General features: G+C 69.5%; 23 protein-coding genes. 10 read left to right on the top strand and 13 right to left on the bottom strand.

Annotated elements, in window-relative coordinates:
• Nucleotides 1-132 precede the first annotated feature (132 nt).
• From L0966_RS08855 to L0966_RS08845, 3 genes are read left to right on the top strand one after another with little or no spacing between them, the layout of a single operon-like run.
• Nucleotides 133-1,251: an HlyD family secretion protein gene (locus tag L0966_RS08855; RefSeq protein WP_234051526.1), complete on the top strand. Its 1,119-nt coding sequence runs from the start codon at nt 133-135 to the stop codon at nt 1,249-1,251.
• Nucleotides 1,252-1,282: 31 nt separating this feature from the next.
• Nucleotides 1,283-4,048: a ribosome-associated ATPase/putative transporter RbbA gene (rbbA, locus tag L0966_RS08850; protein ID WP_370640677.1), complete on the top strand. Its 2,766-nt coding sequence runs from the start codon at nt 1,283-1,285 to the stop codon at nt 4,046-4,048.
• A gap of 1 nt (nt 4,049) precedes the next feature.
• Nucleotides 4,050-5,219, top strand: coding sequence for an ABC transporter permease (locus tag L0966_RS08845; RefSeq protein ID WP_234051525.1), 1,170 nt, complete (start codon nt 4,050-4,052; stop codon nt 5,217-5,219).
• A 204-nt stretch (nt 5,220-5,423) separates the two neighbouring features.
• Here L0966_RS08845 and L0966_RS08840 read toward each other — a convergent pair whose 3' ends face one another.
• The 3 genes from L0966_RS08840 to L0966_RS08830 all read right to left on the bottom strand — a co-directional run bounded on the left by L0966_RS08840 (nt 5,424) and on the right by L0966_RS08830 (nt 7,356).
• Nucleotides 5,424-5,870 (bottom strand): Rrf2 family transcriptional regulator, encoded by a 447-nt coding sequence (locus tag L0966_RS08840; protein WP_234051524.1) that lies wholly within the window; start codon nt 5,868-5,870, stop codon nt 5,424-5,426.
• A gap of 69 nt (nt 5,871-5,939) precedes the next feature.
• Nucleotides 5,940-6,539, bottom strand: coding sequence for a septation protein A (locus L0966_RS08835; protein ID WP_234051523.1), 600 nt, complete (start codon nt 6,537-6,539; stop codon nt 5,940-5,942).
• Nucleotides 6,540-6,684: 145 nt separating this feature from the next.
• Nucleotides 6,685-7,356 carry a biosynthetic peptidoglycan transglycosylase gene (locus L0966_RS08830; protein WP_234051522.1) on the bottom strand — a complete coding sequence of 224 codons (672 nt, stop codon included), beginning with the start codon at nt 7,354-7,356 and terminating at the stop codon, nt 6,685-6,687.
• Between the two features lie 194 nt (nt 7,357-7,550).
• Here L0966_RS08830 and L0966_RS08825 point away from each other — a divergent pair, with 194 nt between their 5' ends.
• Nucleotides 7,551-8,477, top strand: a complete 927-nt coding sequence (locus L0966_RS08825) for a polyprenyl synthetase family protein (RefSeq protein WP_234051521.1) — start codon at nt 7,551-7,553, stop codon at nt 8,475-8,477.
• Nucleotides 8,478-8,920: 443 nt separating this feature from the next.
• Complete coding sequence (locus L0966_RS08820; protein ID WP_234051520.1) at nt 8,921-10,288, top strand: NAD(P)/FAD-dependent oxidoreductase; 1,368 nt, start codon at nt 8,921-8,923, stop codon at nt 10,286-10,288.
• Nucleotides 10,289-10,306: 18 nt separating this feature from the next.
• On the opposite strand, the gene L0966_RS08815 is transcribed toward L0966_RS08820, so the two are convergent.
• Nucleotides 10,307-11,023: a sulfite oxidase-like oxidoreductase gene (locus L0966_RS08815; protein ID WP_234051519.1), complete on the bottom strand. Its 717-nt coding sequence runs from the start codon at nt 11,021-11,023 to the stop codon at nt 10,307-10,309.
• A 209-nt stretch (nt 11,024-11,232) separates the two neighbouring features.
• Here L0966_RS08815 and trxA point away from each other — a divergent pair, with 209 nt between their 5' ends.
• Nucleotides 11,233-12,177: a thioredoxin gene (gene trxA / locus L0966_RS08810; protein ID WP_234051518.1), complete on the top strand. Its 945-nt coding sequence runs from the start codon at nt 11,233-11,235 to the stop codon at nt 12,175-12,177.
• 28 nt (nt 12,178-12,205) lie between these two features.
• Nucleotides 12,206-12,874, top strand: coding sequence for an LON peptidase substrate-binding domain-containing protein (locus tag L0966_RS08805; protein WP_234051517.1), 669 nt, complete (start codon nt 12,206-12,208; stop codon nt 12,872-12,874).
• 44 nt (nt 12,875-12,918) lie between these two features.
• On the opposite strand, the gene L0966_RS08800 is transcribed toward L0966_RS08805, so the two are convergent.
• Nucleotides 12,919-13,266 carry a DUF6476 family protein gene (locus tag L0966_RS08800; RefSeq protein WP_234051516.1) on the bottom strand — a complete coding sequence of 116 codons (348 nt, stop codon included), beginning with the start codon at nt 13,264-13,266 and terminating at the stop codon, nt 12,919-12,921.
• A 28-nt stretch (nt 13,267-13,294) separates the two neighbouring features.
• On the opposite strand from L0966_RS08800, the gene L0966_RS08795 reads away from it, so the two are divergent.
• Nucleotides 13,295-14,383: an RluA family pseudouridine synthase gene (locus L0966_RS08795; protein ID WP_234051515.1), complete on the top strand. Its 1,089-nt coding sequence runs from the start codon at nt 13,295-13,297 to the stop codon at nt 14,381-14,383.
• A 108-nt stretch (nt 14,384-14,491) separates the two neighbouring features.
• The gene (gene rpoH, locus L0966_RS08790) at nt 14,492-15,475 is read left to right on the top strand and encodes an RNA polymerase sigma factor RpoH (RefSeq protein WP_234051514.1); all 984 of its coding nucleotides are present in this window, start codon (nt 14,492-14,494) and stop codon (nt 15,473-15,475) included.
• Between the two features lie 182 nt (nt 15,476-15,657).
• Here rpoH and L0966_RS08785 read toward each other — a convergent pair whose 3' ends face one another.
• The 4 genes from L0966_RS08785 to L0966_RS08770 form a co-directional block, all read right to left on the bottom strand.
• The gene (locus L0966_RS08785; RefSeq protein ID WP_234051513.1) at nt 15,658-16,134 is read right to left on the bottom strand and encodes a DUF1178 family protein; all 477 of its coding nucleotides are present in this window, start codon (nt 16,132-16,134) and stop codon (nt 15,658-15,660) included.
• A complete protein-coding gene (locus L0966_RS08780; protein WP_234051512.1) occupies nt 16,131-17,015 on the bottom strand; it encodes a carbon-nitrogen hydrolase family protein in 885 nt (294 codons plus the stop codon). The genes L0966_RS08785 and L0966_RS08780 overlap by 4 nt, the downstream gene beginning before the upstream one ends.
• Nucleotides 17,016-17,324: 309 nt before the next feature.
• Nucleotides 17,325-17,579 (bottom strand): glutaredoxin 3, encoded by a 255-nt coding sequence (gene grxC, locus L0966_RS08775; protein ID WP_234051511.1) that lies wholly within the window; start codon nt 17,577-17,579, stop codon nt 17,325-17,327.
• 67 nt (nt 17,580-17,646) lie between these two features.
• Nucleotides 17,647-18,438 carry a ComF family protein gene (locus L0966_RS08770; RefSeq protein WP_234051510.1) on the bottom strand — a complete coding sequence of 264 codons (792 nt, stop codon included), beginning with the start codon at nt 18,436-18,438 and terminating at the stop codon, nt 17,647-17,649.
• Between the two features lie 138 nt (nt 18,439-18,576).
• Between L0966_RS08770 and mutL the strand changes: the two genes are divergently transcribed.
• The gene (gene mutL / locus L0966_RS08765) at nt 18,577-20,481 is read left to right on the top strand and encodes a DNA mismatch repair endonuclease MutL (RefSeq protein ID WP_234051509.1); all 1,905 of its coding nucleotides are present in this window, start codon (nt 18,577-18,579) and stop codon (nt 20,479-20,481) included.
• A gap of 431 nt (nt 20,482-20,912) precedes the next feature.
• Here the strand turns inward: mutL and L0966_RS08760 are convergent, their stop codons facing one another.
• From L0966_RS08760 to L0966_RS08745, 4 genes are all read right to left on the bottom strand, one after another.
• The gene (locus L0966_RS08760; RefSeq protein ID WP_234051508.1) at nt 20,913-21,701 is read right to left on the bottom strand and encodes an inositol monophosphatase family protein; all 789 of its coding nucleotides are present in this window, start codon (nt 21,699-21,701) and stop codon (nt 20,913-20,915) included.
• A 168-nt stretch (nt 21,702-21,869) separates the two neighbouring features.
• Nucleotides 21,870-23,219 carry a tetratricopeptide repeat protein gene (locus L0966_RS08755; protein ID WP_234051507.1) on the bottom strand — a complete coding sequence of 450 codons (1,350 nt, stop codon included), beginning with the start codon at nt 23,217-23,219 and terminating at the stop codon, nt 21,870-21,872.
• A complete protein-coding gene (locus L0966_RS08750) occupies nt 23,216-23,845 on the bottom strand; it encodes a thiamine phosphate synthase (protein ID WP_234051506.1) in 630 nt (209 codons plus the stop codon). Before L0966_RS08750 ends, L0966_RS08755 begins: the two co-directional genes overlap by 4 nt.
• Nucleotides 23,846-23,968: 123 nt before the next feature.
• The gene (locus tag L0966_RS08745; protein WP_234051505.1) at nt 23,969-24,994 is read right to left on the bottom strand and encodes a class I fructose-bisphosphate aldolase; all 1,026 of its coding nucleotides are present in this window, start codon (nt 24,992-24,994) and stop codon (nt 23,969-23,971) included.
• Between the last annotated feature and the right edge of the window lie 74 nt (nt 24,995-25,068).

Here is a 25,068-nt window from a genome sequence, read left to right as displayed (position 1 = left end):
CCCGGCAGATGTGGGAAGAAGGAACATCCGCCGACCGAGTTGCGGCAGTCCGTGCGGATCGTGACGAGCCCCGCTGAAGCGGGGGGATGCGCACGGCATGTGCGAATTCCGTGTCTTGGAGGCTCTTCGCTGATGAAGCGGACCGTGTCGCTTATCGTCCTGCTCCTCGCCGTGGTCGCGATCGGAGGGGTTGGCGCCTATTATTTCGCCTCGCGTGCGCGCAGCCTGCCGCCCGGCTTCGCCGCCGGCAACGGACGCATCGAGGCCACCGAGGTGGACGTGGCCACCAAGGCCGCCGGCCGCGTGGTCGACGTGCTGGTGGAGGAAGGCGACTTCGTGAAGGAAGGCCAGGTGGTCGCCCACATGGATGTGGAGGAGACCGCCGCCGCCCTGCGCACCGCCCAGGCCCAGGAACAGCAGGCCATCAAGTCGCGCGACACCGCCTCCCATGTGGTGGAGCAGCGCAAGGGCGAACTCGATCTCGCCACCAAGGAGCTGGAACGCCAGACCACCCTGGTGGCCAGCGGCTTCACCACCGTGCAGAAGGTGGACCAGTACCGCACAACCAAGCTCACCGCCCAGGCGGCGCTGGCGGCTGCCCAGAGCAGCCTTGCCGCCAGCGAATCGGCCATCCGCGCCGCCGAGGCGGAGGTGGAGCGCCTGACCCGCATGGTCCAGGACGGGACGCTGGTCGCGCCCAAGGCGGGCCGCGTGCTCTACCGGCTGGCGGAGCCCGGGGAGGTGCTGGCGGCCGGTGGCAAGGTGCTGACCCTGCTCGACCTCTCCAATGTCTACATGACCGTCTTCCTGCCCGCTTCCGACGCCGGCCGGCTGGCGCTGGGCGCCGAGGCGCGGCTGCTGCTGGAGCCGCTGCCGGACCGGGCGGTGCCGGCCAATGTGTCGTTCGTGTCGGCGCGCGCGCAGTTCACGCCCAAGCAGGTGGAGACCCAGAGCGAGCGCGACCGCATGATGTTTCGCGTGAAGCTGCGGGTGCCACAGTCGCTGGTGGAAAAATACATCAACGAGGCCAAGACGGGCGTCACCGGCATGGGTTATGTGCGGCTCGATCCCACCGCCCAGTGGCCGAGCTGGCTTGATTCCGACCTGGTGCTGCAGGCCGCCGTGGCGGCGAAGGGGGCCGGCGGCCAGCCGGCGGCCGACGACGCGGACAGGGTGAAGTCCGTGCCCATCTCCCCGGCGGAGGGAGCCGATGCCTCCAAGGGCGATCCGAAGGCGGGGGCGCCGAAGTGAGCGGCGCGTGCCGTCGGTGCGGGAGCGGATCGTGAACACACCATCGGAGCGTTCGTCCGGGACCCCCGCGCCTTCGGGCGCGGCCGGGGGCGGCCGCCCGGCGGCCGTGCGCCTCGCGGGCATTCGCCACCGCTATGGCGACACCACGGCGGTGGACGGCATCGACCTTACCATTGCCGAAGGGGCGTCGGTCGCCCTGGTGGGGCCGGATGGGGTGGGCAAGTCCACCTTGCTCGGGCTTATCACCGGTGCCAAGCGCATCCAGGCGGGAACGGTGGAGGTGCTGGGCGCGGACCTGGCCACGCGCCGCCAGCGCGACCTGGTCCAGCCGCGCATCGCCTTCATGCCCCAGGGGCTGGGGCGCAATCTTTATCCCAACCTCACGGTGGCGGAGAACATCGCCTTCTTCGCCCGCCTGTTCGGGGAAAATGCCGATGCCAAGGGCGCGCGCGTGGCGCCCCTGCTGGCGGCCACGGGCCTCACGCCCTTCGCCGGGCGGCTCATGCGCAAGCTGTCCGGCGGCATGAAGCAGAAGCTCGGTCTGTGCTGCTCCCTGGTGCATGATCCCGATCTGCTGGTGCTGGACGAGCCCACCACCGGCGTCGATCCGCTCTCCCGCCGTCAGTTCTGGGACTTCGTGGAAACCATCCGCGCCGACCGCCCGCAGCTGACCTTGCTGGTTGCCACCTCCGACATGGAGGAGGCGGCCCGCTTCGGGCGGGTGGTGATGGTGGATGAAGGCCGCATCCTGGCCGATGACAGCCCGGCGGCGCTGCTGGAAAGGACCGGCCAGCCCAATCTGGAGCGCGCCTTCATCTCCCTTTTGCCCGAGGATCGGCGCGGGGATGGGGACGGGGCCGAGCGCAGCGCCCCCATTCCGGACGACGCGCCCATCGCCATCGAATCGCGCGGGCTCACCCGGCGGTTCGGGGATTTCGTGGCTGTCGACCATGTAAGCTTCAAGATCCGCCGGGGCGAGATCTTCGGCTTCCTGGGCTCCAATGGCTGCGGCAAGTCCACCACCATGAAGATGCTCACCGGCCTTCTGCCGGCCAGCGAGGGCGAGGCCCTGCTGTTCGGCGTGCCGGTGGACCCCGCCGACATCGAGACCCGGCGCCGGGTGGGCTACATGTCCCAGGCCTTCTCGCTCTATGGCGAGCTGACGGTGCGGCAGAACCTGGAACTGCACGCCCGCCTGTTCTCCCTGGAGGAGGACGCGGCGGCCCGGCGCATCGCCAAGCTGACCGACGACTTCGACCTGACGGAGCATCTCGACGCCCTTTCCGACGGCCTGCCTCTGGGCGTGCGCCAGCGCCTGTCGCTCGCGGTGGCCATCCTGCATGATCCCGAGCTGCTGATCCTCGACGAGCCCACATCGGGCGTGGACCCGGTGGCCCGCGACGGCTTCTGGGACCACCTGCAGCGCCTGTCGCGCGAGGAGGGGGTGACCATCTTCGTCTCGACCCACTTCATGGGCGAGGCGGAGCGGTGCGATCGCATCTCCTTCATGCATGCGGGCCGGGTCATCGCCACCGGTGCACCCGAGGAGCTGCGCCAGGCGCAGAAGGCCGCCTCGCTGGAGGAAGCCTTCATCGCCTATATGGAGATGGGCGGGCGCGAGGCCGAGACCGATGCCCGCCTGCCGCCGCCCGCGGCCACCAGCGCCCACCGCTCCAGCTTCTCCTGGTCGCGGCTCGGCGCCTATGCCTGGCGCGAGACGCTGGAGCTGCGGCGTGATCCGGTGCGGCTCGCCTTCGCCTTGCTGGGCACCGCCATTCTCATGATCATCTTTGGCTACGGCATCACGCTGGACGTGGACAAGTTGCGCTTCGCCGTGCTCGATCGTGACCAGACCGCCGAAAGCCGCGCTTATATCGATGGCTTCGCCCACTCCACCTATTTCGTGGCCGAGGCCCCGCTCGCGGACCCCGCCGACCTCGACCGGCGGTTGAAGGCCAATGACATCGCCTTCGCCATCGAGCTGCCGCCGGATTTCGGGGCGGATCTGAGATCCGGCCGGCCTACCGAGGTGCTGGTGACCATTGACGGCGCCATGCCGTTCCGCGCCGAGACCATACAGGGCTATGTGCAGCAGGTGCACCTGCAGTTCCTGCAGCAGGCGGCGCAGGAGGCGGGGCGCAGCCTCACCACCGCCGCCAGCCTGGAGATGCGCTACCGCTACAACCAGTCGTTCAAGTCCGTGGACGCCATGGTGCCCGCGGTGATCGCGCTGATGCTCATCTTCATCCCCGCCATTCTCACCGCCTTGGGCGTGGTGACGGAGAAGGAGCTGGGCTCCATCACCAATCTTTATGTGACGCCGGTGACGAAGCTGGAATTCCTGCTGGGCAAGCAGGCGCCCTATGTGGCGGTGGCGGTGTTCAACTTCTTCGTCATGGTCGGGCTGGCTCTCTTCCTGTTCGGGGTGCCGCTGAAGGGCTCGTTCCTGGGGCTGTTCCTGGGCGCGGTGGTCTATGTGCTGGCCACCACCGCCATCGGCCTCGTTTCCTCCACCCTCACCAATACCCAAGTGGCGGCCCTGTTCGGCACGGCTATCGGCACCATGATGCCGGCAACCCAGTTTTCGGGCCTGTTGCAGCCCGTGGCGACCCTGGAGGGGGCGGCCTGGGCGGTGGGCACCTTCTTTCCCACCACCTATTTCATGCGCATCAGCGTCGGCGCCTTCACCAAGGGGCTGGGCTTCATGGAGCTCGTGCCGTTCATTCTCGTCACGGCGGCCTTTTGGCCGGCGCTGCTGCTCATCGCCCACCTCATCCTGCGCAAACAGGAGACGTGAGATGGCCGCACCCGCTCCCCAAAGGCTCAGCCTGGGCGCCCGCCTCGCGGCCCGCGTGAACAATGTGCGCCACCTCCTGGTCAAGGAGCTCATTTCCCTGTGGCGGGACCGGGCGCTGCTGATCCTGGTGCTCTATGCCTTCACGGCGGCCATCTACATCCAGGCCAACGGCATGAAGCACGATCTTCACCGCGCCACGATCGGGGTGGTGGACGAGGACAATTCCGCCCTCTCCCACGCCATCCTGGACGCCTTCCTGCCGCCGCGCTTCCAGCCGCCGGTGTCGCTGGACCCGGGGCGTGTGGACAAGGAGATGGATGCCGCGCGCTACACCTTCGTTTTGAATTTCCCGCCGGATTTCCAATCGGACGTGCTGGCGGGGCGCTCACCCAGCGTGCAACTTCTCATTGATGCCACCGCCTTGATGCAGGCGGGGCTCGGGGCCACGGACATTTCCGGCATCTTCCAGCAGGAGGTGAACCGATTCGTGTCCCGCACCGGGCGCGACACTCCGGCCCCGGCGGAGCTGAAGATCCGGGTGGCGTTCAACCAGGGGCTCGAATCTTCCTGGTTCACCGGCACCATGGGCCTCATCACCAACATCACCATGCTGTCCGTGCTCCTGGCTGGCGCGGCGCTGATCCGCGAGCGTGAGCACGGCACGCTGGAACATCTCCTGGTGCTGCCGGTTCATCCGTCCGAGATCATGCTGGCCAAGATCTTCGCCAATGGCACGGTGATCCTTCTGGGCTCCACCTTCTCCATCGTGGTGGTGCTGAAGATGGTGATGGGCATGCAGATCGCTGGCTCGGTGCCCTTGTTCCTTGTGGGCACGGCGCTCTACCTGTTCTTCACGGCGGCACTGGGCATTTTCCTGGGCACGCTGTCGGGCTCCATGCCGCAATTCGGGCTGTTATTCTTCCTCATCGTGCTGCCAATGAACATGCTGTCGGGCGGCTTCACGCCCCTGGAGAGCATGCCCCAATGGCTGCAGACGGCCATGCAGGCCTCGCCTTCCACCCAGTTCGTGGCGTTCGCCCAGGCGATCCTCTATCGCGGGGCGGGCATGGATACGGTGTGGCCGCGCTTTCTCGCCACCTTCGCCATCGGCATGCTGTTTTTCATGGTGGCGCTGGTGCGCTTCCGCAAATTCCTCGCCGCCCAGCAGTGAGGGCGGTGGAGCGGGCGCCGTCGGCTCCCGCACACAAGGAGCTATGCGGGCGAGGCGGGCACCGGTTCGCGTGAAGAAAGCGCGCCAGCTCAATGGGCTGGAGCTCTGACTCGATTCCGTGAAACGCGGAGGCCCGCAGCGAGCTCCATTCCGCCTGGCAGAGTGGCCGCCAAGATCTACTGGCGCCAGCGGATCTCGCGGCCCTCAGATATAGTCGACGAACGAGGTCAGAGCCTCGTGCGACATGTCGCGCATCTGCGCCAGCGTCGTGGTGTCGAGCACGGTGCCGATGGCGTCGCGCACGCGCACCATCAGGATGCGGACCTCGCAGGTGGCCACGTCGCAGTCCTCGCACGGCTCATAGGCGTTGCGGCTGGCGCAGGGGAAGGGGGCGAGCGGCCCATCGAGGGCGCGGATCATGTCGCCCACCACGATGTCTTCCGGCGCCTTGGCGAGCCGGTAGCCGCCGAGCTTGCCCTTCTTGCTGGCGAGAAAGCCGGCATTGCGCAGCTCGCCCAGGATGACGTCCAGGAACTTCTTCGGAATGTTGTTGCTGTCGGCGATGTCCGCCACCTGGGTGGAGGCGCCCGCCGGCAGGCGCGCGAGATGCACCGCCGCCTTCAGCCCGTATTTGCCTTTTTTCGTCAGCATTCCTCGCCCTCTGATGGGCTTATGGGGATAGCGGGCGATGGCGTCAACCGCGTTCTCCCGCGCTCGCGCTCAATTGTGCGGGGCGAGATCCTCGGCCTCATCCTTCAGCTCGTAGCGCGCCATGAGCGGCGCCTGGGCCATCGCGAAGGCGAAGGTGAGCGGCAGGTAGCCGAAGGACTTGAAGGCGACCCAGGTATCCGTGGAGAAGTTGCGCCACACGATCTCGTTGGCCACCGCCATCACCAGGAAGAAAATGCCCCAGCGGATGGTGAGGGCCCGCCAGCCCTCGTCCGTCAGCTTCACCATGCCGTCGAAGACATAAGGCAGCAGCGGCTTTTTCGCCACCAGGCCACCCAGCAGCAGCACGCCGAAAACGGCATTCACGATGGTGGGCTTCAGCTTGATGAAGTGGTCGTCCTGCAGCCACAGGGTAAGCCCGCCGAACACCAGCACCACCCCGGCCGACACAAGGGGCATGACCGCGATGCGCCGCGCCAGCACCCACATCAGAGCCAGGGCGGCGAAGGTGGCCACCATGAAAACGCCGGTCGCCACATAGATGCCGCCATAGCCGTTGGCGGCGAAGAACAGCACCAGCGGACCCACCTCCAGGGCGATCTTCAGGATGGGGCTGATGGCGGGGCGGGGCGCGGCGGGGGCTCCGGACATTGGGGCTTCAGGCGTTGGGGCTTGGGGCATTGGGGCGGTGTCTCCTTGCGCCCATGTGGCGACAAAAAGGGGCACAATCAAGCTCGCCGCGCCGCCTGCGCCATTTCGCGCGCCGGCGCATGGGTGGCTCCGGCTCGGAAGGCTCCTAATCGCGCAGCCCGAGGCAGGCGATCATGTCCGGCGCCTCGCGCGGCACCCGTGCCTGGAGGCGATCGGCGAGGCGCAGCAGGCCGGGGCCGGGATTGGCGGCGCTGCGGCGTCGAGGGTTCGGCAGCATCACCGCCAGCCGGGCCGACTGGGTGGCATTGAGGCGCGCCGGCGGGATGCCGAAGGACGCCTGCGCGGCGGCGGCGACCCCGAAGGTGCCATCCGGCCCCCATTCGGCGATGTTGAGATAGATTTCCATGATGCGCCGCTTGCTCATGACGAGGTCGAGCCAGAGCGCCAGCGGCATTTCCAACAGTTTGCGCGGCACTTCGGGGTGTTGCCACAGGAACAGGTTCTTCACTACCTGCATGGTGATGGTGGAGGTGCCGCGCAGGTCCTCCAGGTCGTCCGCCCGCTCGGCCATGCGGCGCATTTCGGTGATGTCGATGCCGTTATGGCTGCAGAAGCGCGTGTCCTCGGAGGCGACCACGGTGCGCACCAGGGTCGGCGAGATCTGGGAAATGGGCGTCCAGATGCGCTCCACCCTCTGGCCGCTCGCCAGCCGGTAGAGCATGAGGGTGGAGGCGGGATTGCTGAAATTGTAGAGCACCGCCAGAACCATCGGGATGGCCAGAAGCGCCAGCGCGAGCTGGGCTAGGAACCGGATCATCGCAAGTCCTCTCGCGGTCGCCTTTCCATGCCGGTGGCCCCCGCTCCGGCGGCCACGCCGTTCGGCCGCGCCGGAAGCGGGCGCCTTGACCTTGCCTCCTGGTTGGGGCACCCGGATCGATGCGTCAACCGGGGGAAGGTGCATCGCCTGTGGTTCCGGCCGCCCGTCCCCGCCCGCTGCACGAAGGTTCCCCCGTGACCCCATCGCTCGCTTTGCGCCTTGAAGCCGCCGCCACCGTCACCGAGGTTCGCCTCGCTGCCGCCCTTGCCGATCCAGCCTTGCCGGGGGAGGGGGAGCGCCCGGCCCGCCTCTTGGCCGCCATGCGCCACGGGGCCCTCGGTGGCGGTAAGCGGCTGCGGCCGTTCCTGGTAATCGAGGCGGCCGCGCTGTTCGGCCTTCCGGTGGAGGCGTCGGTCACGGCGGCCGCGGCGGTGGAGTGCGTGCACTGCTATTCCCTGATCCACGATGACCTGCCGGCCATGGACAATGACGACCTGCGCCGGGGCCGCCCCACCGTGCACAAGGCGTTCGACGAGGCGAGCGCCATCCTCGCCGGTGATGGCCTGCTCACTCTGGCCTTTGACCTGCTGGCCGGCGAGGATACCCACCCCGACCCGACCGTGCGGCTGGAGCTGGTGCGGGGCCTCGCGCGCGGGGCCGGGCTCGGCGGCATGGTGGGCGGGCAGATGCTGGACCTTGCGGCCGAGGGGCGCTTCGACGGCGGGCGGCCGCTGGCGCTGCCGGTGGAGGCGATTCGCCGGCTCCAGGCCATGAAGACGGGCGCGCTGCTGCTGTTTTCCGTGGAGGCGGGGGCGATCCTTGGCCGCGCCGACGCCACCGAGCGCGCCGCCCTGGCGGCCTATGGGCTGGCGCTGGGCGCGGCGTTCCAGATCGCCGACGACATCCTCGACGTGGAAGGCTCCGCCGATGCGGTGGGCAAGAAGGTGGGCAAGGATGAGGCGGCCGGAAAAGGCACGCTGGTCTCCCGCCTCGGCCTGCCCGCGGCGCGGGACGAGCTGGCCGGCCTGGTGGCCCAGGCCGAGGCGGCCCTGGCCGGGTTCGGCCCGCGCGGCGACACCCTGAAGGCGGCGGCGCACTTCGTCGCCGAGCGCAAGAGCTGACTCCGAGGGGCGGAGATCCGGGGGAGGCGCAAGCGGCCGTGGCATGTGGTCCCGCGCCCAGGCCGCCAAGACCGGTCAGCCCCAAGACCGGTCGCCCCCCCCCAGGACCGGTCCCCCCCAAGCTCGATCGACGCCCCATGGGGCCGATCGACTGTGGCTAGCCGTGGCGAAGGTTAGGTCCCGCCAGCGGCTGTTCCGCACGTCCTGGCCCTCCCCCCGCGCGCTGGGGCGGGGCCCGAAGGTGGGGGAGAGCCCGGCGAGGCGGGGACGGGTCGCCGGGAAAGGCCAGTCCACCTTGAATGCCAGCCTCCCGCCCTATCGCGGAGGCCGTGCCGCAGTCCCAGCGCGCGGAGGAGGGGCGCCCGTTGCGCGCCTGTGGTTCCTGACGGTTGATCATGCCCAGCCCCTCGCCCGCGTGCGGGGGGCGTGATAGGTTGCGCGCCGTGTCGAAGCTGCCCTCAGATCCCCTGTCGCACGCCCTTGATCGCCCGCTCGACCGCCGCCGCCTGCTGAGGGCTGGCGCGGCGCTGGCGCTGGCCGGCGTGCCTTATGCCGCGCTGGGGCAGACCTCCCAGCCGGACGTCATCATCATCGGCGCGGGCGCCGCCGGCATCGCCGCCGCGCGCAAGTTGGCCGAGGCGGGAATCAGCTACACCATGATCGAGGCGGCCCACCGCGTGGGCGGGCGCGCCAGCACCGACAGCGGCACGTTCGGCGTGCCTGTCGATCTGGGTGCGAACCGCCTCGATTTTCCCGCCGCCACCCCGCTTCCCGCCCTCGGCCGCGCCGCCGGGCTGGAGGTGACCGCCGCGCCCGAGGCGGGCCGCCTGTATCTCGGCGGCAAGGAGGCGCGTGATCCCGAATATGAGGATTTCGTGGGCGCCGTGCGCCGGGGCGAGCGGGCTATCGTGGCCGCCGGCGATGCCGGGCGCGACATGCCTGCCACGCGGGTGATGCCGGAGCTCGGCCCCTGGTCGGCATCGGCGCGGTTCGTGGCCGGGCCGTTCCTGCGTGCGAGGGACCTGGAAGACGTCTCCACCGTGGATGTCGCCCATGCGGAGGAGCGCGGCGGCGCCAGTGTCTGCCGCCAGGGCATCGGCACGCTGGTGGCGAGCCTCGCCACGCCGCTCGCCGTGCAGCTGGACACGGCCGCGCGCTCCGTGGAATTCACCAGCCGGCAGCGTGTGGTGGTGGTCACCGGGCGTGGCAGCCTCACGGCGCGGTTCGTCATCGTGGCGGTGCCGCCCAGCCTCCTGGCCGCGGGCAAGCTGCGCATTCCCCAGCTGCCGGCGCGCCAGCGCGCGGCGGCGGAGAGGATTCCGCTCGGCATCTTCAATCACATCGTCTTTGAATGGCCCGGCGCGCCCGCCGGCTTCCTGCCCGACGAAACCATCTTCTTCCGCACTGAAGGGGCGCAGGCTTATGCGCTGCGGGCCCGCCTGGCGGGCAGCGCCCTCTACAGCCTGGAGGTGGGCGGGCGGTTCGCGCAGAATGTGGAGAATGCATCACCGCAGGGGGTGCGCGCGGTGCTGGCGGAGGCCATCGCCCGCGAATTCGGCGCCGATGCGGCCCGTCGCATCGGCCGCGTCCACAGCACGGCCTGGGGCCGCGAGCCGCTGGCGCTCGGTGCCATGTCGTGCGCCCTGCCGGGGGCCGGCAATATGCGCCGCGCCTTCCTGGAGGTGGTGGCGGGGCGCCTGCTGTTTGCCGGTGAGCATGCCCATGAGAGCCTGTGGGGCACCGTGGGCGGGGCCTGGCAATCGGGAGAGAGGGCCGCCGCGCAGGTGGCGACCCTTCTTAAGGCGCCGTGAGGCTGGGCGCCCTTGTGCTCAGTCGTCGGAATAGCGCTCCTCGGCCCAGGGCTCGCCGCGCATGTGGTAGCCGCGCCGCTCCCAGAAGCCGGCCTTATCGGCGGTGAGCACCTCGATCTTGCGCAGCCACTTGGCGCTCTTCCAGAAATAGAGGTGGGGCACCACCAGCCGCGCCGGCCCGCCATGGACGCGGGTGAGCGCTTCGCCCTCCCAGGAATGGGCCACCAGCGCCAGGGGATCGGCGAAATCCTCGAGCAGGAGATTCGTGGTGTAGCCGTCGTGGCTGCGCAGCATCACCGCGCGCGCATCGGCGGTGGGGCGCACCAGATCGAGGATGGCGCGGGTGGAGACACCTTCCCAGGCATTGTCGTAGCGCGACCAGGTGGTGACACAGTGGATGTCGCTGACGAAGCGGGTCTGCGGCAGCGCCATGAAGGCGTCCCAATCCCAGGAGGCCGGAGCCTCCACCGCGCCTGTGACATCGAGGCGGAAGGCCGCGAGCGGCACCTGCGGCTGCTCGCCCAGGTCCAGCACCGGCCAGTCGGTCACCAGGTGCTGGCCCGGGGGCAGGCGCTCCTTTCCCGGCGCGTCGCCATGGCCGGTGATGAAGCGCCGTTCCTCCGCCCACCGGGTCTTGGAGGTCGTCAGCTTGGTGGGCACGGCCGGGCCGGCATCCACCGGAAGGGGGTGGTTGTCGCGCGCGGGCGTTGAATGTTCACTGCTGTCTTCGCTCATGGGGGCAGCTCCAGGCGCGAGGGAGAACATATCATAGCGCCAGAATGCGGCGATGCGCGATCGCACGATGGCGACGCGCGAGCGTGCCTTACGCTCGCGAAGGGAAAAGGCTAGAAGGCGGGTGGAGCGATTGCGCGTCGCCGTCGCCGCCCCATCTAAGGGACGAAGCGTGGCCGCGACATCGCGGGCAGGGATCGAGGAGCCGACACATGCTGTTCAATCAGCCGGGCGCCAACGGCGCGGCAGCGGGCGCGGGCAATGGCGGAGCGGCGCCCGCCGGCGACATCATCGATGTCACCACCGAGAGCTTCATGAAGGATGTCATGGAGGAGTCCAAGCACCGCCCGGTGCTGGTGGACTTCTGGGCGCCCTGGTGCGGCCCCTGCAAGAGCCTCGGCCCGATCCTCGAAAAGGTGGTGAAGGCGGCCAAGGGCAAGGTGCGCCTCGCCAAGATGAATATTGACGAGCACCCTGTCATTCCCGGCAAGCTCGGCATCCAGTCCATTCCCACCGTCTACGCCTTCGTGGGCGGACAGCCGGTGGACGGCTTCATGGGCGCGCTGCCGGAAGGCCAGGTGAAGGGCTTCATCGAGCGCCTCCTGAGTGGCGGTGGCGGCGCGGAGGGCGCGGATGTCGCCGAGGTGCTGGCCTCCGGCGAGGCGGCGCTGGCCCAGAACGACCTTGCGGGCGCGGCCGAGATCTTCGCCGCCGTGCTGGGCGAGGACCCCGCCAACCTTGCGGCCCTCTCCGGCCTGGTGCGCACCCAGGTGCAGGCCGGCGCCCTTGAGCAGGCGAAGGCGACGCTTGCGTCCGTTCCCGCCGACAAGCAGAACGACCCGGCCATCTCGGCCGCCCGCGCGGCGGTGGAGCTGGCGGAGCAGGCGGCCGCGCTGGGCGATCTCGCCACGCTCGAGGCCAAGGTGGACATCGACCCGGCGGACTATCAGTCCCGCTTCGATCTGGCCCTGGCGCTCCATGCCCGTGGCCGCCGCGAGGACGCGATGGTTCACCTGCTCGACATCGTCAAGCGCGACCGCGCCTGGAATGAGGACGCCGCGCGCAAGCAGCTGCTGCAGCTGTTCGAGGCCTGGGGCCCCACCGACCCCCTCACCCTGACCGGCCGCAAGAAGCTGTCGGCGATCATGTTCGCCTGAAGGCCCTAGACGCGAAGGATCTCGACCCTTGGCTTCCAACAAGACATACCTGTCGCCGGCGGATCTGCCGCCGGTGATTCCGGTGTTCCCGCTCACCGGCGCCTTGCTGTTGCCTCGGGCCGAGTTGCCGCTCAACATCTTCGAGCCGCGCTACCTCGCCATGGTGGACGACGTGCTGGGCGGCTCGCGCCTCATCGGCATGGTGCAGCCGGACGAAACCGTGCCTGCCACCGGTCGCGGGCCGGCGCTGCACAAGGTGGGCTGTGTCGGCCGGCTGACCGAGTTCAGTGAAACCGGCGACGGGCGATATCTCATCACGCTCACCGGCATCTGCCGCTACCGCGTGATGGAGGAGCTGGACGTCACCACCTCCTACCGCCAGGCGAAGATCGACACGGCGCCCTTCGGCACCGATTTCGCGCCCGCGGGCGAGGCTGAGGTGGACCGCTCCGCGCTGCTGGAGGCGCTCGCGGCCTTTCTCGACGCCAATCAGCTCGAAGCCGATTGGGAGGGCATCCGGCAGGCCGGCACCGAGACGCTGGTGAACACCCTGTCGGTAATGTCGCCCTATGGGGCGCTGGAAAAGCAGGCCCTGCTGGAGGCGGAGACCCTGAAGGCGCGGGCCGACATGCTGGTGGCCATCACCCAGATGCTGCTGGCGCGCATGCCGGGCGATGGCGAGGGCTCGTTGCAATAAGCGGCTTTGGCGGGCGCGCTGGCCCGCCAGCGGCGGCTGGCGCCTCAGGGCTCCACGGCGAAGCGGAGCTTGCCGGCGGGCGCCAGGGTGTGCAGATCGAAGGTGCGGATCTCGGTGGAGCCGTTGATGTCGAGCACCACCACCACGGCGTCTCCGGAAACCGCGGTGGAGGTGATCTTCGCGCCCTTGGGCAGCAGCGCGGTGACCTCGCCGGTGGCCAGCGGCTTGGCGCGCATCATACGGTAGCTGATGACGCCGAGAACCGCCGCGACGCCCAGCACCATCACCAGGATGGACATGCTGGAAAAGCGCCGGAACTTGGTGATGACCCGCTCCTGCTCCGGCGTCAGCGCCTCTTCGGGGGTGTCGGGAGGGGGCGGGCGATGGAACATGAGCGGACCTTTGGCGGACCTGTGGTGAATGAAGAAGACTGACGCGCGGATGAAGCATGATGATGTCGCGGACGACATCCTCGATGACGGTCTCGATGGCGAGGCCGCGATCGAGCTCACCCTGACGGCCGGGGCGGAGGACCAGGGCGCGCGGCTCGATCGCGTGCTCGCGCGCCTCGCGCCCGACCTCAGCCGCACCCGCATCCAGCGCCTGGTGGCCGAAGGGCGGGTGAGCGCCGGCGGGCGTGTGGTAGGCGACGCGGCGGGACGGGTCAATGCCGGCGATGTCTTCACCTTGTTGCTGCCGCCCCCCGAGCCGGCCGAGCCGCAGCCGGAGGACCTGCCCCTCACCGTGGCCTATGAGGACGACCAGCTGATCGTCATCGACAAGCCGGCGGGCCTCGTGGTGCATCCGGCCCCGGGGCACGCCTCCGGAACGCTGGTGAACGCGCTGCTGCACCATTGCGGGGAGAGCCTGTCCGGCATTGGCGGGGTGAAGCGGCCGGGCATCGTGCACCGCATCGACAAGGACACGTCCGGCCTGCTGGTGGTGGCGAAGTCCGACAAGGCCCACCAGGGCCTGGCGGCCCAGTTCGCCGATCACGGCCGCACCGGGCCGCTGGAGCGCGCCTATCTCGCCTTCGTGTGGGGTGTGCCGGAGCTGCGCGGCACGGTGGATGCGCCCCTCGATCGCCACCCCACCCACCGGCAGAAGATGGCGGTGCGCGCCAGCGGGCGGCATGCCATCACCCATTGGCAGGTGCTGGAAACCTATGCGGGGGCCGATGGCACCGCGGTGGCCAGCCTCGTGGAATGCCGCCTGGAGACGGGCCGGACTCACCAGATCCGCGTCCATATGGCGCATGCCGGCCATCCGCTGCTGGGGGACGAGGTCTATGGCCTGGGTTTCCGCACCAAGGCGGCGCGGCTCGATCCCGCCGCGCGCGAGCTGCTGGCTGGGCTGGGGCGCCAGGCGCTCCATGCCGCGCGGCTGGGCTTCGCCCACCCGGTGACGGGGGAGCATCTCTCGTTTGAGAGCGAGCTGCCGGCGGACCTTTCCGCCTTGCGCGAGGCCCTGTCCATTTCGCACCGCACTCGCGATGACGTGAGGAATTGAAGCCTGTTCGGGCGCGCTGTCATTATGTATGGTTGAAAGTTGCGGCGGGCGTCACGCAGCTGCGCGCGGTCGCCCGCATCGGGACCGCAGAAACAGGAGGCATCCTCCATGGCCCAGGCCAAGACCATGAGCATCCCCTCCGCCGAGGGGGGGCTGACGCGGTATCTCGAAGAGATCCGCCGGTTTCCCATGTTGGAACCCGAACAGGAATATATGCTCGCCAAGAGCTGGCGCGAGCACGGGGACCGGGAAGCCGCTCACAAGCTGGTGACGAGCCATCTGCGCCTCGTGGCGAAGATCGCAATGGGCTATCGCGGCTATGGCCTGCCCATCTCGGAAGTCATCTCCGAGGGCAATGTGGGCCTCATGCAGGCGGTGAAGCGGTTCGAGCCCGAAAAGGGCTTCCGCCTTGCCACTTACGCCATGTGGTGGATCCGCGCCTCCATTCAGGAATACATCCTGCGCTCGTGGAGCCTCGTGAAGATGGGCACCACGGCGGCGCAGAAGAAGCTGTTCTTCAACCTGCGCAAGGCCAAGAGCCAGATTTCCGCCCTCGAGGAAGGCGACCTCAGGCCCGATCAGGTGGCGCAGATCGCCACCAAGCTGGGCGTGAGCGAGCAGGAGGTGGTGGACATGAACCGCCGCCTCAGCGGCGACGCCTCCCTCAATGCCCCCATCCGCGAGGATTCCGAGGGCGGCGAGTGGCAGGACTGGCTGGTGGACGAGCGCCTGGACCAGGAAGAGCAGCTCGCCGAAAGCGAGGAGCTGGACAATCGCCGCGCTGCCTTGGCCGGCGCCCTCTCCGTGCTTAACGATCGCGAGCGCCGCATCTTCGAGGCGCGCCGCCTGTCGGAAGATCCCATGACGCTGGAGGATCTCGCCTCCGAGTTCGGTGTCTCCCGAGAGCGCGTGCGGCAGATCGAGGTGCGGGCCTTCGAGAAGGTGCAGAAGGCGGTCATGGACCGCATGCGGAGTTCCGAGGGCGATGTGGATGGCGATCTGCCGGCCCCTCCGGCGAAGGCGCCCCGTTCCACGGCCAATGCGGGCTCCGGCAAGCTGGCCGCAGGCAAGGCGGCTCCCGCTCCGGTCTGAGCGGGGCCGCGGTCTGGCCACGCGCCGCGCCAAAGGCCTTAGATTGCCTGCGATTGTGTGGGGTGCCGCACCGGCGGGATGCGCCTTTCCGCGCCCTCGCGGATGGGCAATGGGCGTCATCCGGAGCGCTTCCCGCTTGAAACGCGGGCCTCGTCTGATGTCACGAAGGAAGCCGGTGCGGCTCAGTTGCGCTCGTCGGGCAGGATCGGCAGGGGGAAGACCTCGATCTCGTCCTCGTGCAGGGACTTCACTTCGTCAGGCGTGGCTTCCCCATAGATGGAGCGATGCTCCACCTCGCCCTCATGCATCTTGCGGGCGAGATCCGCGAACTCACCGCCCACATAATCCGACGTCTTCACCACATGCTCGCGCAGCCGGCGCATGAGATCGCGCAGCTCCGCCTCGGGCTGGGACAGGACGGGAAGAGCAGGCGCGCCCTCGGGTGCGGCCTCCGGCGCCGGGGCGGTAGCCTCGGCTGGGGGGCGGGGCTGGTCGGTGCGTGCCACGGAAGGGGCCATGATGGCCTTTTCCACGTCGGTGGAGCCGCAGGCCGGGCAGCTCACGAGCTGGCGCGCGCGCTGGTTCTCATAGCTGGAGGAGGAGGGGAACCAGCTTTCAAACCGGTGCCCCGCCGCGCACTGCAGCGCATAGAGAATCACGACGCGCTCCCCACCACGTGCAGCCGGCCCGCCGGCTGGGCGTCGGCCACCTCGAAGCGCCGGCCATTGGTGAGGGAGGGGATGCGCGCACGCGCCATGGCGACCTCCTTCATGTCGATTTCCGCCAGCAGGAAGCCCGGCTCCGCGCCGCCTTCCGCAATGACGCGGCCCCACGGGTCAACCACCAGGGAGTGGCCATAGGTTTCGCGGCCATTCTCATGCCGACCGCCCTGTGCGGCAGCCAGGACATAGGCGCCGTTCTCGATGGCGCGGGCGCGCAGCAGCACATGCCAGTGGGCCTCGCCAGTGGGCCGCGTGAAGGCGGCGGGCACGGTGAGCACCTTGGCGCCCGTTTCCGCCAGGGCGCGGTAGAGGGCGGGAAAACGCAGGTCGTAGCAGATGGACAGGCCCATGCGGATGCCGTCCACACCTGCCGTCACGGCGCGCTCGCCGGGCCTGTAGGCGCTGGATTCGTGGTAGCTTTCGCCATTGCCCAGATCCACGTCGAACATGTGGATCTTGTCGTAGCGGGCGGAAATCTCGCCCTCCGGATCGATGATGAAGGCACGGTTCACGGCCTTGGTCTCGGAAACCTTGAGGGCGAGAGAGCCAATGTGCAGGTGGATCTTCAGCTCGCGCGCCAGCTCCCGCATGGCGGCGAGGGTCGCGTCGTCCTGCTCCTCGGCCAGAAGCTCGAACAGCCGCCCGCGGTCCAGCTCCATGATGTTGGTGGTCTCGGGCGTCTGCACATAGCGCGCGCCTTCCCCGGCCGCCGAGCGGATCAAGGCCGCCGCCGCCTCGCGATTGGCAGCGGGATCGCGGCCCGTCCGCAGCTGCACCAGGCCGACGCGCAGGGTTTGGGCGGTGTCGAGGGAGGTCATTCAGGTTGCCTTCGCTATCTGCGGGCGTTTGCGTGGCATTGCCCCAACACATTGGAAGATAGTGAGCGCCCGCGCATTTTGCACGGGGCGTGGCGCGTGATCCGATCACCCGCGGCCCGCTCCGCGCGGCCTGGGCGCCAGCGCTGGACAGGGCCCGGCGCCTGACCCGGGATGGCGGCTGATGGGCCCTCGCAAAGAAGTGATGGCGGGACCCCGAAGACCCCGCGCGACAGCCTGGCCTTGCCGGGCTGTTCTCTCGCCGCCGGTGCCCCTGGAGCGCGGCTGCGCGCTCCTCCGGCGGCGAAGCGGTTACGCGGCGAGGGAATCGAGCTCGCCGGCGCGGTCCAAGGCATAAAGGTCGTCACATCCGCCCACATGGGTATCGCCGATGAAGACTTGCGGCACCGTGGTGCGGCCTCCAGCGCGGCGGGACATCTCCTGCTGGCCTTCGGCATCGGTGGTCACGTCAACCTCGGTGAAGGTCCAGCCTTTGCGGCGCAGCAATTCCTTCGCGGAGTGGCAATAGGGACACCAGCTCTTCGTATAAATGACAATCTGCTTCATGGGTCGTCACATTCGGGGCCTGTGAAACGGCAGAGGCGCCGTCACGAAAGTGACGTATCATAAGGCTTCATGCGAAGTCGACAACACGCGCGAACGTGAGCGCGTCCACATGGGTAGCGCCGGCGCGGCGCAAAGCGCGGGCGCACGCATCCAGGGTTGCGCCGGTCGTGTAGACGTCATCCACCAGCAGAATGCGCCGCCCGGCCAGCGTTGATGCCGCATCGCGGCATGGCGCGAAGGCATCCGCCACATTGGCCTGCCGCTCGCGCCGGCCGAATTTGGTCTGGGAAGGGGTGGCGCGGCGCCGGCGCAGCAGGTCCACCTGCACCGCGGCACCCTCCGCCGGGGCAAGCCGGCGCGCCAGCACGGCGGCCTGGTTGAAGCGCCGCCGCCACAGGCGCAGCGGATGCAGCGGCACCGGCACGATGAGGTCTGCCTCGGCGATCAGCTCGCGCCCGGCCAGGGCCATCAGGCGGGCCATGGGCACCGCCACGTCGAGCCGGTCTGCATATTTCAGGTTGTGCACCAGTCTGCGGGCCACGTCGCCGAACAGCACGGCGGATCTCGCGCGATCGAACGCCGGAGGATGGTCGACCGCCTCGGCGGAAAGGCGAGGGGCGGCGGGCCCGCCACCGTCGCCCTTCCCTTCAAGGGCGGGAAGGGGCGCGCCGGTGCGCTCGCACACAGGCGGGGTGATGAAGTCCAGAGCACTCCAGCAGCTGGGGCACAGTCCGCCTGCGTCGCCCGTGATCCGTCCGCAGGCGACGCAGGTCGGCGGCAGGGCGAAATCAAGCACCCCGGATGCCACCCGCCGCGCGGCGGCGCCGGCCCGCTTCAGCCGGCAGGAGAGCCCGTCCATTCCCAATGCCCCGTTCGGGTGGATCATGGCTGGCGCGCGCGCCTGCTGTAAAGGCGGGGATGGCGGGCGCGGCGTCCGTTCCCGCGCCATGATCCGCGTTAACATCCGCCTGTCCTCCCCTTGAGTCGCCCGGTGCCCATGACCATTCGCCGCCTTCCCCCCATCCTGATCGACCGCATCGCCGCCGGCGAGGTGGTGGAGCGGCCGGCGGCCGTGGTGAAGGAGCTGATGGAGAACGCCATGGATGCCGGCGCCACCGCGGTGGAGGTGGTGATTCACGGCGGTGGCCGCGAACTGGTGCGCATCACCGACAATGGCAGCGGCATGGGGCCGAACGACCTGGCCCTCTGTGTGGAGCGCCACGCCACCTCCAAGCTGGAGGGGGAAGACCTTTTGGCCATCTCCACCCTGGGTTTCCGGGGCGAGGCGCTGCCTTCCATCGGCGCCGTGGCCCATCTCGCCATCGCCAGCCGGCCCCGGGGCGCCGCCCACGCCTTCGAGGTGCGGGTGGATGGGGGCATTGTGACGCCGCCCCGACCGGCCGCGCTGGGCGAGGGCACGCGGGTGGAGGTGCGCGATCTGTTCTTCGCCACCCCGGCGCGGCTCAAATTCCTCAAGTCCGATCGGGCGGAGACGACGGCCGCGGTGGACGTGGTGCGCCGCCTGGCCTTGGCGCGGCCGGATGTGGCGGTGACCCTGGTGGCCGAGGACAAGCCGGCTGTCACCTGGCCCGCCCGCCCCTGCGATGCCGAGGGCCGGGCCGCCCGCCTCGCCGACGTGCTGGGCGCCGAGGTGGGGCGCAACGTGATCGCGGTGGAGGGCGAGCGCGGCGGCGTGGTGCTGGAGGGGCTGGCCGGGCTGCCCAGCTATTCCAAGGCCAATTCGCTCAGCCAATATCTGTTCGTGAATGGCCGCCCGGTGCGCGACAAGCTGCTGATGGGCGCCATTCGCGGCGCCTATTCCGATCTTCTGCCCTCGGATCGCTATCCGGTGCTGGCGCTGTTTTTCTCCCTGGATCCCAGGGAAGTGGACGTGAACGTGCACCCGGCGAAAACCGAGGTGCGCTTTCGCGACGGCGGCAATGTGCGCGCGCTGATCGTGCGCACCCTCACCGATGCGCTGGCGGCGCGGGTGCCGCGCACCGCTGCCACCATCGCGGACCGGCTGGTGGCCCTGGCCCGGACCCCGGAGCTGGAGCCGCCCGCGCCGGCGCTCGGCGCGCCCCAGCCGGGCCCGGCCGGGCCCACGACGGATTGGCGGCGCGCTGCGGCCTTCGCGCCCCGGGGGGGCTATGACTGGCGGTCCTCCGTCTCCCGTCCCGGCGAGGCCGCCAGTTTCGCGGAGACCGATGGCGCGGGCTATGCGCCGCGGGCGCAGGAGCCGGCGCAGGGCTCCTTCGACATCGCGCCCCCCTCCGCCGACGCGCGGGCCGATGCGGCGCCGGTGCAGGCGGGGGATCTCGATCGCCCGCTGGGCGCGGCGCGGGCGCAGCTGCACGAGACCTACATCGTGTCGCAGACCCGCGAGGGCTTGGTGCTGGTGGATCAGCACGCCGCCCATGAGCGGCTGGTCTATGAGAAGCTGAAGGCGGGGCTCGATCGCGACGGCGTCGCACGCCAGGGCCTGCTCATCCCCGCCGTGGTTGATCTCGACCCCGCCGACGCGGAGCGCCTGGGGGAGAAGGCTGCCGACCTTGCCGCCCTCGGCTTGGTGGTGGAGCCGTTCGGCCCCGGGGCGGTGCTGGTGCGCGAGGTGCCGGCGCTGCTGAAGGATGCGGATGTGAGCCGGCTGGTGCGCGATCTCGCCGAGCATGCCGCCGAGTGGGACGACGCCTTGCCCCTGGAGCGGCGATTGCTGCATGTGGCCGCCACCATGGCCTGCCACGGTTCGGTGCGCGCCGGCCGTCGCCTGCGGGTGGAGGAGATGAACGCTCTGCTGCGCGAGATGGAGGCCACCCCCAATTCCGGGGAATGCAATCACGGCCGCCCCACCTTCGTGACGCTCTCCCTCAAGGACGTGGAAAAGCTGTTCGCCCGGCGGTGAGGCATGGCGGGGCCGGAGGCGGACCCTGCAAGCCTGTCCCGCTTCGCGAAACCGGGGAAAGGGCTGGGGTGACCGAGCGGCCGCGTGATTTTCACGCGAGCTCCTATCCCCGCGCGAAACCACTGCCGATCCCGCCCACCAGCCGGCGACATGTGCCGGCTCCCGCCTAAGAGCGGGTTCGGGAGCGGTCTTGAACGAGGCGGATGCCAGTGCGCGTGTGGAAAACGCGCACGCTCAACGCGTCACGGCATTTCCCCGCCTCAGGGTATTCCCTCGCCGCTGCGAAACGGACGTGGCCCAGGGGGGCGCGTGCAGCCTGCGCGGGCTCGACCTCGGGCTCCAAAAAGCGCGAGGCCCAGAAAGCCCAAGGTCTTGGAGATGCGAGGTCCGGAAAACGGGAGGCTCAGGAGATGCGTGCCCGGACCTTTGGATCAGGCGCTCTTCAGCAGCCGTTCCAGGTCGCGGTGGATCAGCTCGTTGCCGGCGAGCACATGGCCCTTCTCCAGCACCTTGTCGCCGCCGTCCATGTCGGAGGCGAAGCCGCCCGCCTCACGCACCATCACCAGGCCCGCGGCCATGTCCCAGGGGGCAAGGTTGCGTTCCCAGAAGGCGTCGAAGCGGCCGGCGGCCACCCAGGCGAGGTCGAGCGCGGCGGAGCCGGTGCGGCGCAGGCCCGCCACCTGCTTCTGCACCACCGAGAGCTCGCGGTTGAACTGCTCGTGGTCACCGCGGCCCATGTGCGGCAGCCCGCAGCACACCACGCATTCCGCCAGCCTGCGCCGCCCTGCGACGCGCAGGCGCCGGTCATTGAGGTAGGCGCCCTGGCCGGCCTCGGCCACGAACAGCTCGTCATTGGCGGGGTTGAAGATGACGCCGGCCATGGGCACGCCATTGCGCACCAGCGCTACCGAGATGGCGAACATGGGGATGCCGTGCAGGAAATTGGTGGTGCCGTCGAGAGGGTCCACCACCCACTCATTGGCCTCGTCGCTCCCCTCCACGCGGCCGCGCTCCTCCATCAGGAAACCGTAGGTGGGGCGCGCCTTCGACAGCTCCGTGAACAGAACGTCCTCGGACTTGCGGTCGGCGGCTGAAACGAAGTCGGCCGGGCCCTTGGTGGAGACCTGCAGCTGCTCCACCTCGCCGAAATCGCGGATGAGGGCGCGGCCGGCCTTGCGGACGGCCTGGACCATGACGGTGATGAGGGGCGAGCGGATCATGCGCGGACTCTGATGGTGGGGCCGGCGGTACGCAAAGGCGGGTGCGGGCCGAGGATGTGTTGTGCCGACGTGTGCCCGCCTTGGGCTGCCACGTCAAGGCGGCTGGGCCGCTGCCGGCCTCAGCCCGCGGCTTTGCGCAAACGCGTTTCCGCGAAAGCTGAAAATGGCCTAGGGCTTGGCCGGCGGTGACTTGTCCGACGGCGGTTTGGCCGGCGGGGGCTTGGCAGGACTCGCGTTCGCGGGCTTTGCTTGCGCAGGCTTTGCGGGCGCGCTCTTGCCATCGGCCGGGGCGGTCTGGCCCGGCACGTAGTGCGTCTTTGCGTCGGCAGGCTGGTCGGCGCCCCAGCGGCGGGCCTGGTCCTCCGCCTTCTGGCGGTCGGCGGGGCTCAGCTTGTCCGCCACGCCGTCGAGCATGGGATCGCCGAGTCCGCGGCTCTTGGCCATCAGGTGCCAGGTGACGGCGGCCACCGGGTCGGGCGCCACGCCGCGGCCGGCGGCCAGCAGCCGGGCATAGCGGTTCTGGGCAATGGCATTTCCGGCGAGGGCGGCCCTGCGGAACATGGCCGCCGCCGCCGCTTCGTCCTTTGGCACGCCGATGCCGTTGAACTGCATGATGGCGAATTCCACCTGTGCCGTGACATGGCCCAGGTTGGCGGCGCGACCCATGAGCTGGGCGGCGCCGGGCAGGTCGCGCTCCACCCCATTGCCCGACTTCAGCAGAACCGCCAACGCGTACTGGGCGTCTTCGAGATCGCGTTCCGCGGCGATCTCGAACCAGTGGGCGGCCTGCTTCATGTCCTTCTGGACTTTGCGGCCCTGCATGTAGAGCAGGCCGAGATTATAGGCGGCGGCGGCGTTGCCCTTGTCGGCCGCCTTGCGGAACATCCTGGCGGCCTCCTCCTCATCGGCGGGCCGGCCGTCGCCGGTCAGGGCCATCAGGCCGAGCGCGAACTGGGCGTCGGACGAGCCTTTGTCCGCGGCCTTTTGATACCACTCGATGGCCTTCTTGGGGTCGTGGGGCACCCCGAAGCCGTGGGTGTAGAGCTCCGCCAGCAGCGTCATGGCCACCGGGTCGTTCTGCTCCTTGATGCGCCTGAGCGCTTCGTGGAACGCCGTGATGTAGAAGCCGCGCTGATAGGCGCCAAAGGCGAGGTCGCCGCTGCCGCCCATGGTATCCAGTTGCGGATAACGGCCGAGTGCGGCGGGAGACTGCCCGAGATGGCCGGGCCCGGCGGGCTGTGGCTGGGTATCCGCCTTCGGCGCGTCCGCGCCTTTCTGGTCGCCCTTCTGCTCGCCCTTGCCGTGGGGCGTCTTCGCAGGCTTGGTCTTGCTGCTGTTCTCGGCAAGCTGGATCGGGCGCTGGGCCCAGGCGGGCACCGCCAGCGGGCCGAAAGCGAGGAGGAGGGCGAGCGGGCCTGCCCAGAGCCTCAGGAGGGAATGGGTGTTCAGGCCCCGGTGTGCGGGAGCACCGTGCTGTCCGGTGGCCATTCCCCTGGGAGAGGGCGGACGGGTCATCATGCCGGGCCCGCGGCCGGGTCCGCCGCAGTCGAATCGATAATGGCCTGTGCCGCCGCGATGGTGGCGATGCCGTCCACGCCGCCGGTCCATTCCGCTCCGAGGGCGATAAAGTCGGCCCCGGCGCGGGCGAGGGCCTCCACTTCGTCGAGGGAACGGGCGACGGCGGCGCAGGGCACCTCGAACAGGGGGCTCCACCACGCCACCAGCGCGCAGGCGCGCGCGAAATCACTGCCGTCGAGGGAGCCGAACATCACGTAATCGGCGCCGCTTTCCCCGGCTTCCATGGCCTCGTGCCGGCCGGTGAGACCGCCCGCGCCGACAATGGCGTCCGGCTTCAAGCGCTTGACGGCGGCAGGCAGGCTGGTTGCGTCCTCGACGTGCATGCCGTCCAGGCCGGCCGCCTTGGCGGTATCGGCGTGATCCTCCAGCAGCACGGCGCAATCGGCCTTCTGGAGCGGCTGCGCCAGTGCCCGCAGGCGCGCGGCATCGGGCACCGCCGCGCCGCCGCGCACCACGACGGCGGCCACATCGCCCGCGGCGACCCGCGCCGCCGCCTCCCCGGGGGGCAAAGCGGAGGAGAGAATCAGCATCAGGCGGGCGCGAATGGGATCGGCGGATTGGGACATGGCAGGATCGGTCGGCCAAGAAAGGGGCAAATTGGCGGCGGCGGCCGCGAGTGCGCGCATCCGGGCATGAAAAAGGGCCGGCGGAGGCCGGCCCCTCATCTGCGGATGAATTCGGCCCGTGGATCAGGCGGCCTTCTTGCCTTCCAGCTCCGCGGACCACAGGCCCTTGGAGGCCAGCGAGTTCATGCGCGCGCGGTGGGTGAAGGCGGCCTGGGCGGCGGCCACGTTCTCGACTTTGCCCGACCACGCCTTCTGCGGCGCGGCCTGTAGGGCGCGGCCGTAGGAATAGGTGAGGGCCCACGGCAGGCCGCCCAGCTTCACCATGGCGTCGAGATGGGCGGTGGCCTCCTCGTCCGACTGGCCGCCGGAAAGGAAGGCGATGCCGGGAACCGCGCCGGGCACGCAATTCTTCAGCAGGCGCACGGTCTTCTCGGCCACCTCGGCCACCGAGGCCTGCTTGGCGGCCTTCTTGCCGGGCACCACCATGTTGGGCTTCAGCACCATGCCTTCCAGGCGGACGCGCTGATGGAAGAGCTGGTTGAAGGTCTCCTTCAGCACGAGCTGAGTGACCTCGTAGCAGCGGTCGATGGAGTGGTCGCCGTCCATGAGCACTTCGGGCTCGACGATCGGGACGATGCCGGCTTCCTGGCACAGGGCCGCATAGCGTGCCAGCGCCTGGGCATTGGCCTCGACCGCGCCGCGGGAGGGGATGCCGGCGGCGATGTCGATCACCGCGCGCCATTTGGCGAAGCGGGCGCCCAGATCATAATATTCCTTCAGGCGACCGCCGAGGCCGTCGAGGCCCTCGGTGATGGTCTCGCCGGGGCAGAAGGGCAGCGGCTTGGCGCCGGCATCCACCTTGATGCCCGGCAGCGCGCCCGACTGGGCGATGAGGGTGACGAGCGGGGTGCCGTCGGCGGCCTTCTGGCGGATCGTCTCGTCATAGAGGATCACGCCGGAGATGTAGTTCTGCATCGCCTCGGTGGAGCGGAACAGCAGCTCGCGGTAATCGCGGCGGTTGGCTTCCGTGGACTCCACGCCGATGGCGTCGAAACGCTTCTTGATGGTGCCGGTGCTTTCATCGGCGGCCAGGATGCCCTTGCCGCTGGCCACCATCTTCTGAGCGTTCGTGTCGAGCTCAGCCGTCATGTTTGTTCGTCCTGCCTTGGCCGTCTGTGGGATCTTCGGTAACGCTGGGGGAGTTTCCACAACTCGCCCCCGCG

The sequence above is a fragment of the Xanthobacter sp. NM-59 genome (assembly GCF_021401125.1).
Lineage (GTDB): Bacteria > Pseudomonadota > Alphaproteobacteria > Rhizobiales > Xanthobacteraceae > Xanthobacter.
This window is presented reverse-complemented; position numbering and strand designations above follow the sequence as displayed.

What these genes read in the sequence shown, in the direction of transcription:
- L0966_RS08855 (WP_234051526.1), top strand. Translation starts at nt 133, where the DNA reads ATGAAGCGGACCGTGTCGCTTATCGTCCTGCTCCTCGCCGTGGTCGCG.
- L0966_RS08845 (WP_234051525.1), top strand. Translation starts at nt 4,050, where the DNA reads ATGGCCGCACCCGCTCCCCAAAGGCTCAGCCTGGGCGCCCGCCTCGCG.
- L0966_RS08840 (WP_234051524.1), bottom strand. Translation starts at nt 5,870, where the DNA reads ATGCTGACGAAAAAAGGCAAATACGGGCTGAAGGCGGCGGTGCATCTC.
- L0966_RS08835 (WP_234051523.1), bottom strand. Translation starts at nt 6,539, where the DNA reads ATGTCCGGAGCCCCCGCCGCGCCCCGCCCCGCCATCAGCCCCATCCTG.
- L0966_RS08830 (WP_234051522.1), bottom strand. Translation starts at nt 7,356, where the DNA reads ATGATCCGGTTCCTAGCCCAGCTCGCGCTGGCGCTTCTGGCCATCCCG.
- L0966_RS08815 (WP_234051519.1), bottom strand. Translation starts at nt 11,023, where the DNA reads ATGAGCGAAGACAGCAGTGAACATTCAACGCCCGCGCGCGACAACCAC.
- trxA (WP_234051518.1), top strand. Translation starts at nt 11,233, where the DNA reads ATGCTGTTCAATCAGCCGGGCGCCAACGGCGCGGCAGCGGGCGCGGGC.
- L0966_RS08800 (WP_234051516.1), bottom strand. Translation starts at nt 13,266, where the DNA reads ATGTTCCATCGCCCGCCCCCTCCCGACACCCCCGAAGAGGCGCTGACG.
- L0966_RS08795 (WP_234051515.1), top strand. Translation starts at nt 13,295, where the DNA reads ATGAAGAAGACTGACGCGCGGATGAAGCATGATGATGTCGCGGACGAC.
- rpoH (WP_234051514.1), top strand. Translation starts at nt 14,492, where the DNA reads ATGGCCCAGGCCAAGACCATGAGCATCCCCTCCGCCGAGGGGGGGCTG.
- L0966_RS08780 (WP_234051512.1), bottom strand. Translation starts at nt 17,015, where the DNA reads ATGACCTCCCTCGACACCGCCCAAACCCTGCGCGTCGGCCTGGTGCAG.
- grxC (WP_234051511.1), bottom strand. Translation starts at nt 17,579, where the DNA reads ATGAAGCAGATTGTCATTTATACGAAGAGCTGGTGTCCCTATTGCCAC.
- L0966_RS08770 (WP_234051510.1), bottom strand. Translation starts at nt 18,438, where the DNA reads ATGGACGGGCTCTCCTGCCGGCTGAAGCGGGCCGGCGCCGCCGCGCGG.
- mutL (WP_234051509.1), top strand. Translation starts at nt 18,577, where the DNA reads ATGACCATTCGCCGCCTTCCCCCCATCCTGATCGACCGCATCGCCGCC.
- L0966_RS08760 (WP_234051508.1), bottom strand. Translation starts at nt 21,701, where the DNA reads ATGATCCGCTCGCCCCTCATCACCGTCATGGTCCAGGCCGTCCGCAAG.
- L0966_RS08755 (WP_234051507.1), bottom strand. Translation starts at nt 23,219, where the DNA reads ATGATGACCCGTCCGCCCTCTCCCAGGGGAATGGCCACCGGACAGCAC.
- L0966_RS08750 (WP_234051506.1), bottom strand. Translation starts at nt 23,845, where the DNA reads ATGTCCCAATCCGCCGATCCCATTCGCGCCCGCCTGATGCTGATTCTC.
- L0966_RS08745 (WP_234051505.1), bottom strand. Translation starts at nt 24,994, where the DNA reads ATGACGGCTGAGCTCGACACGAACGCTCAGAAGATGGTGGCCAGCGGC.